Source organism: Rhizobium sp. SG570 (assembly GCF_012275345.1).
Classification (GTDB): domain Bacteria; phylum Pseudomonadota; class Alphaproteobacteria; order Rhizobiales; family Rhizobiaceae; genus Rhizobium; species Rhizobium lusitanum.
Map to the genome: position 1 here is coordinate 407,544 of NZ_JAAZQI010000002.1, position 13,224 is coordinate 420,767.

Consider the following 13,224-nt stretch of genomic DNA (forward strand, 5'->3'; position numbering starts at 1 on the left):
CGGAGTGATCCGGGCGGCTTCTTTTTTGTTCGGTGATGGAGCGAAAACGGGGCAGGGCGGTTGCCGGGCCTTCGGAGGACTACCTGTCAGCGGAACCGGATGATCGCCACTTCTCCTTCGAGCGCACCCTGATAGGCCGATGCGTGCGGCTCTTCGTCCGGTACGTCCGTCAGCAGGCCGATTTGGTCGAGGTCGGCCTCGATGAAGCCTTCTTCGGCAAGCGCGTTGAGCGCTTCGCGCACGGCGGAGTCGTCATCAGGCGCTTTCAGCATGACATGGAGGTCGACGCCTTCGCCGCCGTCGGTCTCGTAGCCCTTGCCGATGATGATGAAGACCATGGGGCCGTCGGAATTGTTGTCGTTGTCTGGCGCAGTAATCATGAGTCTTCCTTCGGGGGTGTCGAATCGACCAGGCGATTCCTTTTGGTCGCACGGGTCATCTGATGGAATTGTCTTTCCGTGATTTCTTATAGGGATTTTAACGAAATACCAAAGTCCATCTTGCCGAAGGGGCGGCATTTCCGTATCGAAAGCGCCAAATGGCTGGTTTGCCGGGCCTTTCAGGCCTCTGTGACAAAGATAATTTCTTAACCGGCCTTGACGAAGCGACGGGAAACCAGTAGTACCGCCGCCATCAGGACCCATGTGAGGCATGGCTGTTCGGGGCGACGCGCTCTGGAGTTCACCTCAAACAAGGTTCTACAACGCACGTTGAAGACACGAATGCTGCACGCAAGACGCCATATCGGCGTCCTCTGCTTTTCTGTGGTCCATCTGCGAAAGCGGATCGGGCCACGTTTTGCGCATTGAGACGATCGTGTGTCGTTGCCGGTGACGGCGATAGTCATGCCCGCAAGGGTGTCGAGATAGATTTATAAGGGATGGTTGAATGCCTACCGTAAACCAGCTGATCCGCAAGCCTCGCCAGGCGCAGGTAAAGCGTAACAAGGTTCCTGCTCTTCAGGAGAACCCGCAGAAGCGCGGCGTTTGCACCCGCGTCTACACGACGACGCCGAAGAAGCCGAACTCGGCTCTGCGTAAGGTCGCAAAGATCCGCCTGACCAACGGCTTCGAAGTCATTGGTTACATTCCGGGTGAAGGTCACAACCTTCAGGAACACTCAGTCGTCATGATCCGTGGCGGCCGCGTTAAGGACCTTCCGGGTGTCCGTTACCACATCATCCGCGGCGTTCTCGATACCCAGGGTGTCAAGAACCGCAAGCAGCGCCGTTCCAAGTACGGTGCAAAGCGTCCGAAGTAATTCGGTTTCAGATAATCCGGTGCTGCGCGAGGTTCTCCGCGTGGTGAAGCGCCGCTAATAGTTGAGAGACGAGAAGTACATGTCCAGACGTCACAGAGCAGAAAAGCGCGAGATCAACCCGGACCCGAAGTTCGGCGATCTGGTCGTCACCAAGTTCATGAATGCCATCATGCTCGACGGCAAGAAGTCCGTGGCTGAAAACATCGTATACGGCGCATTCGACGCCGTGCAGGGCAAGGCAAAGCAGGAGCCGCTCGGCGTGTTCCATCAGGCTTTGGATAACATCGCTCCGCACGTTGAAGTTCGTTCGCGTCGTGTCGGTGGTGCTACCTACCAGGTTCCGGTCGATGTTCGCCCGGAGCGTCGTCAGGCTCTGGCCATTCGCTGGCTGATCGCTGCTGCTCGCAAGCGCAACGAGACCACGATGGTCGACCGCCTCAGCGGCGAACTTCTCGATGCCTCCAACAACCGCGGCGCTGCCGTTAAGAAGCGCGAAGATACGCACAAGATGGCTGATGCCAACCGTGCGTTCTCGCATTATCGCTGGTAATCCCGAACGGTTTCGGAAAGGCAGTCCATTATGGCTCGCGAATATAAGATCGAAGACTACCGCAATTTCGGTATCATGGCGCACATCGACGCCGGTAAGACCACGACCACCGAGCGTATTCTTTACTACACCGGCAAGTCGCACAAGATCGGCGAAGTGCACGATGGTGCCGCCACCATGGACTGGATGGAGCAGGAGCAGGAGCGTGGCATCACGATCACCTCCGCTGCCACCACGACCTACTGGAAGGGCCGTGACGGCAAGACCCGCCGCTTCAACATTATCGACACTCCCGGCCACGTCGACTTCACCATCGAAGTCGAGCGTTCGCTGCGCGTTCTCGACGGCGCCATCGCGCTGCTCGATGCCAACGCCGGCGTTGAGCCGCAGACGGAAACCGTCTGGCGTCAGGCCGAGAAGTATCATGTTCCGCGCATGATCTTCTGCAACAAGATGGACAAGACCGGCGCCGATTTCTATCGCTCGGTCGAGATGATCAAGACCCGCCTCGGCGCTACCGCTGTCGTCATGCAGCTGCCGATCGGTGCTGAAACCGAGTTCAAGGGCGTCATCGACCTGATCGAGATGAACGCTCTCATCTGGCGCGACGAATCGCTCGGCGCTCAGTGGGACGTCGTCGAAATTCCGGAAGACATGAAGGCCAAGGCTGAAGAATATCGCGAAAAGCTGATCGAGACCGTTGTCGAGATCGACGAAGCCGCGACTGAAGCTTACCTCGAAGGCAACCTGCCTGATAACGATCAGATCCGCGCGCTCGTCCGTCGTGGCACGATCGACGTCAAGTTCCATCCGATGTTCTGCGGCACCGCCTTCAAGAACAAGGGTGTTCAGCCGCTGCTCGACGCCGTTGTCGAATACCTGCCGTCGCCGCTCGACATTCCGGCGATCAAGGGCATCGATTTCAAGACTGAGGCCGAGATCGAACGTCACGCTGACGACAGCGAGCCGTTGTCCATGCTGGCGTTCAAGATCATGAACGACCCCTTCGTCGGTTCGCTGACCTTCGCCCGCGTCTACTCCGGCAAGCTCGAAAAGGGCGCGTCGGTCATGAATACGGTCAAGGACAAGCGCGAGCGTGTCGGCCGTATGCTGCAGATGCACTCGAACTCGCGTGAAGACATCGAAGAAGCCTTCGCTGGCGACATCGTCGCTCTGGCCGGCCTCAAGGAAACCACCACTGGCGATACGCTCTGCGATCCGCTGAAGCCGGTTATCCTCGAGCGCATGGAATTCCCCGAGCCGGTCATCCAGATCGCGATCGAGCCGAAGACCAAGGGCGACCAGGAAAAGATGGGCCTCGCGCTCAACCGCCTGGCTGCAGAAGACCCGTCCTTCCGCGTGAAGACGGACCAGGAATCGGGCCAGACGATCATCGCCGGCATGGGTGAACTTCACCTCGACATCATCGTCGACCGTATGCGTCGTGAATTCAAGGTTGAAGCAACTGTTGGCGCGCCGCAGGTTGCTTACCGCGAAACCATCACGCGTCAGACGGAGAAGGACTACACCCACAAGAAGCAGTCGGGTGGTACCGGTCAGTTCGCTCGCGTCAAGATCGTGTTCGAACCGAACCCGGAAGGCGACGATTTCAAGTTCGAGTCCAAGATCGTTGGCGGTTCCGTTCCGAAGGAATACATCCCCGGCGTTCAGAAGGGCATCGAAAGCGTTCTGTCTTCAGGCCCGCTGGCTGGCTTCCCGATGCTCGGCGTCAAGGCGACGCTCATCGATGGCGCCTTCCACGACGTCGACTCGTCGGTTCTGGCCTTCGAAATCGCCTCGCGTGCTTGCTTCCGTGAAGCTGCCCGCGAAGCCGGCGCTCAGCTCCTCGAGCCGATGATGAAGGTCGAAGTCGTGACGCCGGAAGACTACGTCGGCGACGTCATCGGCGACCTGAACTCGCGTCGTGGCCAGATCCAGGGCCAGGAAAGCCGCGGTATCGCTGTTGTCATCAACGCGAACGTCCCGCTGGCAAACATGTTCAAGTATGTCGATAACCTGCGTTCCATGTCTCAGGGCCGTGCACAGTACACGATGACCTTCGATCATTACGCGCCGGTTCCGTCGAACGTCGCACAGGAAATCCAGGCAAAGTATTCCGGCCAGAAGTGACCGGAATACCAATTGACCGATAACAAGAATTGATCCCTTCGGGGACAGGAAAAATGGAGAGCCGAAAATGGCAAAGAGTAAGTTTGAGCGCAATAAGCCGCACGTTAACATTGGTACGATTGGGCACGTTGACCACGGCAAGACGTCTCTGACGGCAGCGATCACGAAGTACTTCGGCGAGTACAAGGCGTATGACCAGATCGACGCTGCCCCGGAAGAAAAGGCACGTGGCATCACGATCTCGACGGCTCACGTCGAATACGAGACGCCGGCCCGTCACTATGCGCACGTCGACTGCCCCGGCCACGCCGACTATGTGAAGAACATGATCACCGGTGCCGCCCAGATGGACGGCGCGATCCTGGTTTGCTCGGCTGCCGACGGCCCGATGCCGCAGACGCGCGAGCACATCCTGCTTGCTCGCCAGGTTGGCGTTCCGGCAATCGTCGTGTTCCTGAACAAGGTCGACCAGGTTGACGACGCCGAGCTTCTGGAGCTGGTCGAGCTCGAAGTTCGCGAACTGCTGTCGTCCTACGACTTCCCGGGCGACGACATTCCGGTCGTCAAGGGTTCGGCTCTGGCAGCACTTGAAGATTCGGACAAGAAGATCGGCGAAGACGCGATCCGCGAGCTGATGGCGGCTGTTGACGCCTACATCCCGACGCCTGAGCGTCCGATCGACCAGCCGTTCCTGATGCCGATCGAAGACGTGTTCTCGATCTCTGGCCGTGGTACGGTTGTGACGGGCCGCGTCGAGCGCGGTATCGTCAAGGTTGGTGAAGAAGTCGAGATCGTCGGCATTCGTCCGACGTCGAAGACGACGGTGACCGGCGTTGAAATGTTCCGCAAGCTGCTCGATCAGGGCCAGGCCGGCGACAACATCGGCGCGCTGATCCGCGGTGTGAACCGTGACGGCGTCGAGCGTGGTCAGATTCTTTGCAAGCCGGGTTCTGTGAAGCCGCACAAGAAGTTCATGGCCGAAGCCTACATCCTGACGAAGGAAGAAGGCGGCCGTCATACGCCGTTCTTCACGAACTACCGTCCGCAGTTCTACTTCCGCACGACGGATGTCACCGGCATCGTGACGCTTCCGGAAGGCACGGAAATGGTCATGCCGGGCGACAACGTCACGGTTGCCGTTGAGCTGATCGTGCCGATCGCGATGGAAGAAAAGCTGCGCTTCGCCATCCGCGAAGGCGGCCGTACCGTCGGCGCAGGCATCGTCGCATCCATCGTCGAGTAATAAAGCAGGCGGCTGGGCCAAGGCCCGCAAATGAGTGATGGGGACGCCGGTGAATTCGGTGTCCCTCTCGATCTTTGAAACCGGTGGCCCGCCTCAGGTAACTAAAGCTAAAGACGTGTCTTTTAGAGAGACGCGCAGATAACAAACACAAGGATAAAGTCGAATGAACGGCCAGAATATCCGCATCCGCCTTAAGGCGTTCGATCATCGGATTCTCGACGCTTCCACGCGCGAGATCGTATCGACGGCTAAGCGCACCGGTGCCAGCGTCCGGGGCCCCGTTCCGCTTCCGACCCGTATCGAGAAGTTCACGGTTAACCGGTCCCCGCACATCGACAAGAAGAGCCGCGAGCAGTTCGAGATGCGCACGCACAAGCGCCTTCTCGACATCGTTGACCCGACCCCGCAGACGGTAGATGCGCTGATGAAGCTCGATCTCGCCGCCGGTGTCGATGTTGAGATCAAGCTCTGAGACCTTGGGTTCTCGAGCTGAATGAGAAGGATTGAACCGATGCGTTCAGGTGTGATTGCACAGAAGGTGGGAATGACGCGCGTCTACAATGACGCCGGCGAGCACGTCCCGGTTACCGTATTGCGTATGGAAAGCTGCCAGGTCGTGGCCCAGCGCACAGTTGAAAAGAATGGCTACACCGCAGTACAGCTCGGTGCCGGCCAGGCGAAAGTTAAGAACACGACGAAGGCCCTGCGCGGTCATTTCGCCGTCGCAAGTGTAGAGCCAAAGGCCAAGCTCGCAGAATTCCGTGTCACGGAAGACAATCTGCTCGACGTTGGCACCGAGCTCAGCGCGGGTCACTTCACGGCGGGTCAGCTCGTCGACGTGACCGGCACGACGGTCGGTAAGGGCTTTGCCGGCGCCATCAAGCGCCACGGTTTCGGCGGTCTGCGTGCCACGCACGGTGTGTCGGTTTCGCACCGCTCGCACGGTTCGACCGGCTCGCGCCAGGATCCGGGCAAGGTGTTCAAGAACAAGAAGATGGCTGGTCACATGGGCCAGACGCGCGTGACGACGCAGAACCTTGAAGTGGTATCGACCGATGAAGATCGCGGTCTGATCCTCGTCAAGGGCGCGGTTCCCGGCTCCAAGGGTGCCTGGATCATCGTGCGCGACGCCGTCAAGTCGGCATCGAAGTAAGGGAGCCAAACCAATGGAATTGAACGTCAAGACCCTCGAGGGCAAAGACGCTGGGAAGGTTTCCCTTTCTGATGCGATTTTCGGCCTCGAACCGCGTGAAGATATCATCGCACGCGTCATTCGCTGGCAGCTTGCCAAGAAGCGCCAGGGCACGCACAAGGCTAAGGGCCGCGCAGAAGTGTGGCGCACAGGCGCCAAGATGTACAAGCAGAAGGGTACGGGCCGCGCTCGTCACCATTCGGCTCGTGCTCCGCAGTTCCGCGGCGGTGGTAAGGCTCACGGCCCGGTCGTGCGCAGCCATGAACATGACCTGCCGAAGAAGGTTCGCGCCCTCGGCTTGCGTCTTGCTCTCTCCGCTAAGTTCAAGGCCGAGGATGTTATCATTCTCGACAGCCTCGTTGCAGCTGATGCCAAGACCAAGGTTCTGGCCGGCGCTTTCGAGACGCTGGGCCTGACCAATGCGCTCTTCATCGGTGGTGCCGAGCTCGACAGCAACTTCAAGCTCGCAGCCGCCAACATCCCGAATATCGATGTTCTGCCGGTTCAGGGCATCAATGTTTATGACATCCTGCGCCGCGGCAAGCTCGTCCTGTCCAAGGCTGCAGTTGAAGCTCTAGAGGAGCGATTCAAGTGACGGATCTTCGCCATTACGATGTGATCGTTTCTCCTGCGATCACCGAAAAGTCCACGCTGCTGTCGGACAATAACCAGGTTGTTTTCAACGTTGCCAAGACTGCGACGAAGCCAGAAATCAAGGCTGCCGTCGAAGCGCTGTTCGGCGTCAAGGTTACGGCCGTCAACACTCTGCTGCGCCTGGGCAAGACCAAGCGGTTTAAAGGTCTCGTCGGCAAGCAGAAGGACGTGAAGAAGGCTATCGTGACGCTCGCCGAAGGCCAGTCGATCGACGTCTCCACCGGTCTCTGAGGAATAAGAAAATGGCATTGAAAACATTCAATCCGACGACCCCGAGCCAGCGTCAGCTGGTCATCGTCGACCGGTCTTCGCTCTACAAGGGCAAGCCGGTCAAGGCCCTGACCGAAGGCCTGTCCTCTAAGGGCGGCCGCAACAACCTGGGCCGCATCACCGTGCGTTTCCAGGGCGGTGGTCACAAGCGCACCTATCGTCTGGTCGACTTCAAGCGTCGCAAGTTCGACGTCGAGGGCACTGTCGAGCGCATCGAATACGATCCGAACCGTACCGCTTACATCGCTCTGGTGAAGTACACGGACAGCGAACTGGCCTATATCATCGCTCCGCAGCGTCTCGCTGCCGGCGACAAGGTCATCGCTTCCGAGAAGGCCGTGGACGTGAAGCCGGGCAACACCATGCCGCTTCAGTTCATCCCGGTCGGCTCCATCATCCACAACGTGGAAATGAAGCCGGGCAAGGGCGGTCAGATCGCTCGCTCCGCCGGTTCCTACGCCCAGCTCGTTGGTCGTGACCAGGGCATGGCGATCCTTCGCCTGAACTCTGGCGAACAGCGCCTGGTGCATGGCACTTGCCTTGCAACGATCGGCGCGGTTTCGAACCCGGACCACGGCAACATCAACGACGGCAAGGCCGGTCGTTCGCGTTGGCGCGGTAAGAAGCCGCACGTCCGCGGTGTCGTTATGAACCCGGTCGACCATCCGCACGGCGGCGGTGAAGGCCGCACCTCCGGTGGTCGCCATCCGGTGACCCCATGGGGTAAGCCGACCAAGGGCAAGCGTACGCGGTCGAACAAGTCGACCGACAAGATGATCATGCGCTCGCGCCATCAGCGCAAGAAGTAAGAGAGGAAGTCTCAAGTGGCTCGTTCAGTATGGAAAGGTCCGTTTGTTGACGGCTATCTTCTCAAGAAGGCTGAGAAGGTGCGTGAAGGCGGACGTAACGAAGTGATCAAGATGTGGAGCCGTCGCTCCACCATCATGCCGCAGTTCGTTGGTCTCACCTTTGGTGTTTACAACGGCAGCAAGCATATTCCGGTCAGCGTCAATGAAGACATGGTCGGACACAAGTTCGGCGAGTTCGCCCCGACCCGTACCTATTATGGTCACGGTGCGGACAAGAAGGCGAAGAGGAAGTAACAATGGGCAAGGCAAAAACCGAACGCCGGCTGAAGGACAACGAGGCGCAGGCAATTGCGCGTACGCTCCGTGTCAGCCCGCAGAAGCTCAACCTGGTCGCGGCTTCGATCCGTGGCAAGAAGGTTGATCGCGCGCTCGCAGAGCTGGAATTCTCCCGCAAGCGTATCGCAGGCGCCGTCAAGAAGACGCTTGAATCTGCGATCGCCAATGCAGAGAACAACCACGATCTCGACGTTGACTCGCTCGTCGTAGCGGAAGCTTACGTCGGCAAGTCGATCGTCATGAAGCGTTTCCACGCTCGTGGCCGTGGCCGCGCGTCTCGCATCGAGCGTCCGTTCGCGCATCTGACGATTGTCGTTCGTGAAGTGGAAGCTCAAGGGGAGGTCGCATAATGGGTCAGAAAATCAATCCAATCGGTTTTCGTCTTGGCATCAACCGTACCTGGGATAGCCGCTGGTTTGCGGACAATGCCGAGTATGGCCAGCTTCTCCACGAAGACCTGAAGATGCGCAAGTTCGTCATGAACGAACTGAAGCAGGCTGGTATCTCCAAGGTGGTCATCGAGCGTCCGCACAAGAAGTGCCGCGTCACGATCCACTCGGCTCGTCCGGGCCTGATCATCGGCAAGAAGGGCGCTGACATCGACAAGCTCCGCAAGAAGCTGTCGGACATGACGAATTCCGAAACGCACCTCAACATCGTTGAAGTGCGCAAGCCGGAAATCGACGCGACGCTGGTTGCTCAGTCGATCGCTCAGCAGCTCGAGCGCCGTGTTGCTTTCCGTCGCGCCATGAAGCGCGCCGTTCAGTCCGCGATGCGTCTTGGCGCCGAAGGCATCAAGATCACTTGCGCCGGCCGTCTCGGCGGTGCTGAAATCGCTCGTACGGAATGGTACCGCGAAGGTCGCGTGCCGCTGCATACGCTGCGCGCCGACATCGACTACGGTACGGCTGAAGCAGAAACCGCTTTCGGCATCTGCGGCATCAAGGTTTGGATCTTCAAGGGCGAAATCCTTGAGCATGATCCGATGGCCTCCGAACGCCGTGCGATGGAAGGCGACGCCCAGGGTCCGGCTAGCCGTGATCGCGATAGAGACCGTCGCCGCGACAACGCTTGATAGCGTGCGTGGCAGATAAGTTCGGAGAATAGGAAAATGTTGCAGCCAAAGCGTACGAAGTACCGCAAGCAATTCAAGGGCCGCATCAAGGGCGTTGCCAAGGGTGGTTCTGATCTGGCGTTCGGCGAATTCGGCCTGAAGTCGCAGGAGCCTAACCGCGTCAACGCTCGTGAGATCGAAGCGGCTCGCCGCGCGATCACCCGTCATATGAAGCGTGCCGGTCGTGTATGGATCCGCGTGTTCCCGGATGTTCCGGTAACCAAGAAGCCGACAGAAGTCCGTATGGGTAAGGGTAAGGGCTCCGTCGAATACTGGGCATGCAAGGTCAAGCCCGGCCGTATGATGTTCGAGATCGATGGTGTGAGCGAAGAAATCGCTCGTGAGGCTCTGCGCCTTGGTTCCGCCAAGCTCTCGGTCAAGACGCGCTTCGTGCAGCGCATTGCAGAGTAAGGAAGAAGCTCATGAAAGCCGCAGATGTTCGCGCCCTGAGCGCCGACCAACTCAAGGACGAGCTTGCCAAGCTGAAGAAGGAGCAGTTCAACCTGCGCTTTCAGAAGGCGACCGGCCAGCTTGAGAAGTCCTCGCGCATCAACGAAGTCCGCAAGGACATCGCTCGCGTAAAAACCATTGCCCGCCAGAAGGCGGCAGAAGCAAAGGCCTAAAGGAAAAATAACATGCCGAAGCGCATTCTGCAGGGCGTCGTGGTCAGCGACAAGAACGAGAAGACGGTAGTAGTCCGCGTTGAGCGTCGTTTCGCTCACCCGCTGCTCCAGAAGACTGTTCGTCGTTCCAAGAAGTACAAGGCTCACGACGAGAACAATCAGTACAAAATCGGTGACACCGTTTCCATCGAGGAATGCGCGCCGATCTCCAAGGACAAGACCTGGACGGTCGTTTCCGCCCAGGCCAAGTAACAGAATTTCGCTCAGGCCCTTGCGCTTGGGCGAAATATCTGTATGAAGCACGAGCTTGGAAGCAGGACGCTCGAGTACGAGCGTTCTTTTGCTTTATTGATGGCCGGCGAAGATGACCCTGGTGGTCCCGAGCGCTGGAGAAATCAGACAAGAGACTAGTCCATAAGCCGGGGTAGGGGGTCGTTAGGCCCAACCATTCCGGTAACAACAAGAAGGCGACCTGACATGATTCAGATGCAAACAAACCTCGACGTGGCGGATAATTCCGGCGCACGTCGTGTCATGTGCATCAAGGTGCTGGGCGGCTCGAAGCGCAAGTATGCCTCGATCGGCGACGTCATCGTCGTTTCGATCAAGGAAGCTATTCCGCGCGGCCGTGTGAAGAAGGGTGACGTGATGAAGGCGGTTGTTGTTCGCACCGCCAAGGACATCCGTCGTCCGGATGGCAGCGTCATCCGCTTCGATACCAACGCAGCAGTCCTCATCGACAACAAGAAAGAGCCGATCGGCACCCGTATCTTCGGACCGGTTCCGCGCGAACTTCGCGCCAAGAACCACATGAAGATCATCTCGCTGGCTCCAGAAGTACTGTAAGGAGCGGAGCGATGAAAAAGATCCGTAAAGGCGACAAGGTTGTCGTATTGGCCGGCAAGGACAAGGGCCGCACCGGCGAAGTCATTCAAGTAATGCCGAAGGAAGACCGTGCGGTCGTCCGTGGCGTCAACGTCATCAAGCGCCACCAGCGCCAGACGCAGACCCAGGAAGCTGGCATTATCAGCAAGGAAGCCTCGCTTCACCTGTCCAACCTGGCGATCGTCGACAAGGACGGTAAGCCGACCCGCGTCGGTTTCAAGGTTGTAGAAGGCAAGAAGGTCCGCGTGGCCAAGACCTCGGGAGAAGTGATCGATGGCTGAGGTAAAGTACGAGCCGCGGCTCAAGAAGGAATACGGCACCCGCATCCGCGCGGCCATGCAGGAGAAGTTCTCCTACGCCAACGAGATGCAGATCCCGAAGCTTGATAAGATCGTGATCAACATGGGCGTGGGTGAGGCAACGGCTGATTCGAAGAAGCCGACCGTTGCTGCTGCCGACCTCGCGGCGATCGCTGGTCAGAAGCCGGTCATCACGCACGCGCGCAATTCCATCGCTGGCTTCAAGGTCCGCGAGAATATGCCGATCGGCGCCAAGGTGACGCTGCGCGGCGCCCGCATGTATGAGTTCCTGGATCGCCTGGTCAACATCGCGCTTCCGCGCGTTCGCGACTTCCGCGGCCTGAACCCGAAGAGCTTTGACGGTCGTGGCAATTTTGCCATGGGCATCAAGGAACACATTGTGTTCCCTGAGATCAACTACGACAAGGTTGATCAGATGTGGGGCATGGACATCATCGTTTGCACGACGGCGAACACGGACGACGAAGCGCGGGCTCTTTTGACAGAGTTCAACTTCCCGTTCCGTCAATAACCGTAACGACGAGCGTAGAAAAGGAACCCTGATATGGCGAAGACAAGCGCAGTTGAAAAGAACAAGCGCCGCCGCAATACGGTTGCCACCCAGGCCGCGAAGCGTGCTGCACTGAAGGCAATCATCATGAACCAGTCTCTTTCGATCGAAGACCGGTTCAAGGCCACACTGAAGCTGGCATCGCTCCCGCGCGATGGATCGAAGACCCGTATTCGCAATCGCTGCGAAGTGTCGGGCCGTCCGCGCGCCTACTACCGCAAACTGCGCATGTCGCGTATCGCGCTGCGTGAACTCGGCAATTTCGGCAAGGTGCCGGGCATTGTCAAGTCGAGCTGGTAAGGAGCAGATTAGATGACTATGACTGATCCTTTGGGCGATATGCTCACCCGCATCCGCAATGGCGCTTCGCGTCGCAAGTCGTCGGTTTCGACGCCTGCGTCCAAGCTCCGTGCACGCGTTCTCGATGTTCTGCAGGCTGAAGGCTACATTCGTGGCTACTCTGTCGTCGATTTCGGCAACGGCAAGTCTGAGCTCAGCATCGAGCTGAAATACTACGAAGGCACATCGGTGATCCGTGAGATCGGCCGTGTGTCCAAGCCGGGCCGCCGAGTTTATGTCTCGGTTAAGTCCATTCCGCAGGTCGCGAACGGTCTCGGCATCACCATCCTTTCGACTCCGAAGGGTGTGATGGCCGATCACCAGGCTCGTGAACAGAATGTTGGTGGCGAGGTTCTCTGCTCGGTCTTCTAAGATCGGACAGAGATCTCCTTCGAAACAGACAGGTTTGAACAAATGTCTCGTATCGGTAAAAAGCCCGTTCAGGTGCCTGCAGGGATCACGGCCTCGGTTGATGGCCAAAAAGTGACTGCCAAGGGCCCCAAGGGTGAGCTGTTTTTCGTCGCTAACGACGAAATCGGTCTCAAGCTGGAAAACAATGCAATCGTCGTAACGCCGATTAACGACTCGAAGGATGCTCGCGCAAAGTGGGGCATGTCCCGCACGATGATCGAGAACATCTTCAAGGGTGTTAAGGACGGCTACGAGCGCAAGCTCGAAATCAACGGCGTCGGCTACCGTGCCTCCATGCAGGGCAAGAACCTGCAGCTCGCGCTCGGCTTCAGCCACGACGTGGTTTATGAGCCGCCGCAGGGTATTTCGATCGCTGTGCCGAAGCCGACGGAAATCGTCGTCACCGGCATCAACAAGCAGCAGGTCGGCCAGGTTGCCGCAGAAATCCGCGAATACCGCGGTCCTGAGCCCTACAAGGGCAAGGGTGTTAAGTACGCTGACGAGCGGATCGTCCGCAAAGAAGGCAAGAAGAAGTAAG

22 protein-coding genes are annotated in these 13,224 nt (G+C 58.4%); 21 read left to right on the forward strand and 1 reads right to left on the reverse strand.

Annotated features, from left to right (window positions below; translation table 11 throughout):
- Positions 1-86: 86 nt before the first annotated feature.
- Positions 87-380 (reverse strand): hypothetical protein, encoded by a 294-nt coding sequence (locus FHT28_RS05715; protein ID WP_047562197.1) that lies wholly within the window; start codon positions 378-380, stop codon positions 87-89.
- A 508-nt stretch (positions 381-888) separates the two neighbouring features.
- Here FHT28_RS05715 and rpsL point away from each other — a divergent pair.
- The 21 genes from rpsL (at position 889) to rplF (ending at position 13,223) form a co-directional block, all read left to right on the forward strand.
- Positions 889-1,260, forward strand: a complete 372-nt coding sequence (gene rpsL / locus FHT28_RS05720; RefSeq protein WP_003507760.1) for a 30S ribosomal protein S12 — start codon at positions 889-891, stop codon at positions 1,258-1,260.
- 79 nt (positions 1,261-1,339) lie between these two features.
- On the forward strand, positions 1,340-1,810 hold the full coding sequence (rpsG, locus tag FHT28_RS05725) for a 30S ribosomal protein S7 (RefSeq protein ID WP_034513449.1): 471 nt from the start codon (positions 1,340-1,342) through the stop codon (positions 1,808-1,810).
- A gap of 30 nt (positions 1,811-1,840) precedes the next feature.
- On the forward strand, positions 1,841-3,940 hold the full coding sequence (fusA, locus tag FHT28_RS05730; RefSeq protein WP_037201277.1) for an elongation factor G: 2,100 nt from the start codon (positions 1,841-1,843) through the stop codon (positions 3,938-3,940).
- Positions 3,941-4,007: 67 nt separating this feature from the next.
- Positions 4,008-5,183 carry an elongation factor Tu gene (tuf, locus tag FHT28_RS05735; protein WP_034507401.1) on the forward strand — a complete coding sequence of 392 codons (1,176 nt, stop codon included), beginning with the start codon at positions 4,008-4,010 and terminating at the stop codon, positions 5,181-5,183.
- Positions 5,184-5,346: 163 nt separating this feature from the next.
- Entirely contained in the window at positions 5,347-5,655 is a 309-nt protein-coding gene (gene rpsJ, locus FHT28_RS05740) for a 30S ribosomal protein S10 (RefSeq protein WP_003547547.1), read from the forward strand.
- A gap of 39 nt (positions 5,656-5,694) precedes the next feature.
- Positions 5,695-6,336, forward strand: coding sequence for a 50S ribosomal protein L3 (gene rplC / locus FHT28_RS05745; protein ID WP_037199976.1), 642 nt, complete (start codon positions 5,695-5,697; stop codon positions 6,334-6,336).
- Positions 6,337-6,349: 13 nt separating this feature from the next.
- A complete protein-coding gene (gene rplD, locus FHT28_RS05750) occupies positions 6,350-6,970 on the forward strand; it encodes a 50S ribosomal protein L4 (RefSeq protein WP_037199975.1) in 621 nt (206 codons plus the stop codon).
- On the forward strand, positions 6,967-7,260 hold the full coding sequence (locus tag FHT28_RS05755) for a 50S ribosomal protein L23 (RefSeq protein WP_007690755.1): 294 nt from the start codon (positions 6,967-6,969) through the stop codon (positions 7,258-7,260). The genes rplD and FHT28_RS05755 overlap by 4 nt, the downstream gene beginning before the upstream one ends.
- 11 nt (positions 7,261-7,271) lie before the next feature.
- Positions 7,272-8,108, forward strand: a complete 837-nt coding sequence (gene rplB / locus FHT28_RS05760; protein ID WP_037199972.1) for a 50S ribosomal protein L2 — start codon at positions 7,272-7,274, stop codon at positions 8,106-8,108.
- Positions 8,109-8,123: 15 nt separating this feature from the next.
- Positions 8,124-8,402 carry a 30S ribosomal protein S19 gene (rpsS, locus tag FHT28_RS05765; protein ID WP_037199970.1) on the forward strand — a complete coding sequence of 93 codons (279 nt, stop codon included), beginning with the start codon at positions 8,124-8,126 and terminating at the stop codon, positions 8,400-8,402.
- Between the two features lie 2 nt (positions 8,403-8,404).
- Complete coding sequence (gene rplV, locus FHT28_RS05770) at positions 8,405-8,794, forward strand: 50S ribosomal protein L22 (protein ID WP_034507393.1); 390 nt, start codon at positions 8,405-8,407, stop codon at positions 8,792-8,794.
- Positions 8,794-9,519, forward strand: a complete 726-nt coding sequence (gene rpsC, locus FHT28_RS05775) for a 30S ribosomal protein S3 (protein WP_034507390.1) — start codon at positions 8,794-8,796, stop codon at positions 9,517-9,519. The genes rplV and rpsC overlap by 1 nt, the downstream gene beginning before the upstream one ends.
- Positions 9,520-9,555: 36 nt before the next feature.
- Entirely contained in the window at positions 9,556-9,969 is a 414-nt protein-coding gene (gene rplP, locus FHT28_RS05780; protein ID WP_034507389.1) for a 50S ribosomal protein L16, read from the forward strand.
- A gap of 11 nt (positions 9,970-9,980) precedes the next feature.
- Positions 9,981-10,181, forward strand: a complete 201-nt coding sequence (gene rpmC / locus FHT28_RS05785) for a 50S ribosomal protein L29 (RefSeq protein WP_007690763.1) — start codon at positions 9,981-9,983, stop codon at positions 10,179-10,181.
- Positions 10,182-10,193: 12 nt separating this feature from the next.
- Positions 10,194-10,433 (forward strand): 30S ribosomal protein S17, encoded by a 240-nt coding sequence (rpsQ, locus tag FHT28_RS05790; RefSeq protein ID WP_034507387.1) that lies wholly within the window; start codon positions 10,194-10,196, stop codon positions 10,431-10,433.
- Positions 10,434-10,658: 225 nt separating this feature from the next.
- Positions 10,659-11,027, forward strand: a complete 369-nt coding sequence (rplN, locus tag FHT28_RS05795; RefSeq protein ID WP_003573790.1) for a 50S ribosomal protein L14 — start codon at positions 10,659-10,661, stop codon at positions 11,025-11,027.
- Positions 11,028-11,038: 11 nt separating this feature from the next.
- A complete protein-coding gene (gene rplX / locus FHT28_RS05800) occupies positions 11,039-11,347 on the forward strand; it encodes a 50S ribosomal protein L24 (protein WP_168595767.1) in 309 nt (102 codons plus the stop codon).
- The gene (rplE, locus tag FHT28_RS05805) at positions 11,340-11,897 is read left to right on the forward strand and encodes a 50S ribosomal protein L5 (RefSeq protein ID WP_037199965.1); all 558 of its coding nucleotides are present in this window, start codon (positions 11,340-11,342) and stop codon (positions 11,895-11,897) included. Before rplX ends, rplE begins: the two co-directional genes overlap by 8 nt.
- A gap of 33 nt (positions 11,898-11,930) precedes the next feature.
- The gene (rpsN, locus tag FHT28_RS05810) at positions 11,931-12,236 is read left to right on the forward strand and encodes a 30S ribosomal protein S14 (protein ID WP_034507383.1); all 306 of its coding nucleotides are present in this window, start codon (positions 11,931-11,933) and stop codon (positions 12,234-12,236) included.
- 12 nt (positions 12,237-12,248) lie between these two features.
- Complete coding sequence (rpsH, locus tag FHT28_RS05815; protein WP_034507380.1) at positions 12,249-12,647, forward strand: 30S ribosomal protein S8; 399 nt, start codon at positions 12,249-12,251, stop codon at positions 12,645-12,647.
- Between the two features lie 42 nt (positions 12,648-12,689).
- The gene (rplF, locus tag FHT28_RS05820; protein ID WP_037199963.1) at positions 12,690-13,223 is read left to right on the forward strand and encodes a 50S ribosomal protein L6; all 534 of its coding nucleotides are present in this window, start codon (positions 12,690-12,692) and stop codon (positions 13,221-13,223) included.
- Position 13,224: the final 1 nt, after the last annotated feature.

Coding starts and splice junctions, on each gene's coding strand:
- rplD (WP_037199975.1), top strand. CDS start 6,350: ATGGAATTGAACGTCAAGACCCTCGAGGGCAAAGACGCTGGGAAGGTT.
- FHT28_RS05715 (WP_047562197.1), bottom strand. CDS start 380: ATGATTACTGCGCCAGACAACGACAACAATTCCGACGGCCCCATGGTC.
- rpsG (WP_034513449.1), top strand. CDS start 1,340: ATGTCCAGACGTCACAGAGCAGAAAAGCGCGAGATCAACCCGGACCCG.
- rplC (WP_037199976.1), top strand. CDS start 5,695: ATGCGTTCAGGTGTGATTGCACAGAAGGTGGGAATGACGCGCGTCTAC.
- rplV (WP_034507393.1), top strand. CDS start 8,405: ATGGGCAAGGCAAAAACCGAACGCCGGCTGAAGGACAACGAGGCGCAG.
- rpsH (WP_034507380.1), top strand. CDS start 12,249: ATGACTATGACTGATCCTTTGGGCGATATGCTCACCCGCATCCGCAAT.
- fusA (WP_037201277.1), top strand. CDS start 1,841: ATGGCTCGCGAATATAAGATCGAAGACTACCGCAATTTCGGTATCATG.
- rpmC (WP_007690763.1), top strand. CDS start 9,981: ATGAAAGCCGCAGATGTTCGCGCCCTGAGCGCCGACCAACTCAAGGAC.
- rplP (WP_034507389.1), top strand. CDS start 9,556: ATGTTGCAGCCAAAGCGTACGAAGTACCGCAAGCAATTCAAGGGCCGC.
- rpsN (WP_034507383.1), top strand. CDS start 11,931: ATGGCGAAGACAAGCGCAGTTGAAAAGAACAAGCGCCGCCGCAATACG.
- rplE (WP_037199965.1), top strand. CDS start 11,340: ATGGCTGAGGTAAAGTACGAGCCGCGGCTCAAGAAGGAATACGGCACC.
- rplF (WP_037199963.1), top strand. CDS start 12,690: ATGTCTCGTATCGGTAAAAAGCCCGTTCAGGTGCCTGCAGGGATCACG.
- rplX (WP_168595767.1), top strand. CDS start 11,039: ATGAAAAAGATCCGTAAAGGCGACAAGGTTGTCGTATTGGCCGGCAAG.
- rplN (WP_003573790.1), top strand. CDS start 10,659: ATGATTCAGATGCAAACAAACCTCGACGTGGCGGATAATTCCGGCGCA.
- rpsC (WP_034507390.1), top strand. CDS start 8,794: ATGGGTCAGAAAATCAATCCAATCGGTTTTCGTCTTGGCATCAACCGT.
- rplB (WP_037199972.1), top strand. CDS start 7,272: ATGGCATTGAAAACATTCAATCCGACGACCCCGAGCCAGCGTCAGCTG.
- rpsQ (WP_034507387.1), top strand. CDS start 10,194: ATGCCGAAGCGCATTCTGCAGGGCGTCGTGGTCAGCGACAAGAACGAG.
- rpsJ (WP_003547547.1), top strand. CDS start 5,347: ATGAACGGCCAGAATATCCGCATCCGCCTTAAGGCGTTCGATCATCGG.
- rpsL (WP_003507760.1), top strand. CDS start 889: ATGCCTACCGTAAACCAGCTGATCCGCAAGCCTCGCCAGGCGCAGGTA.
- tuf (WP_034507401.1), top strand. CDS start 4,008: ATGGCAAAGAGTAAGTTTGAGCGCAATAAGCCGCACGTTAACATTGGT.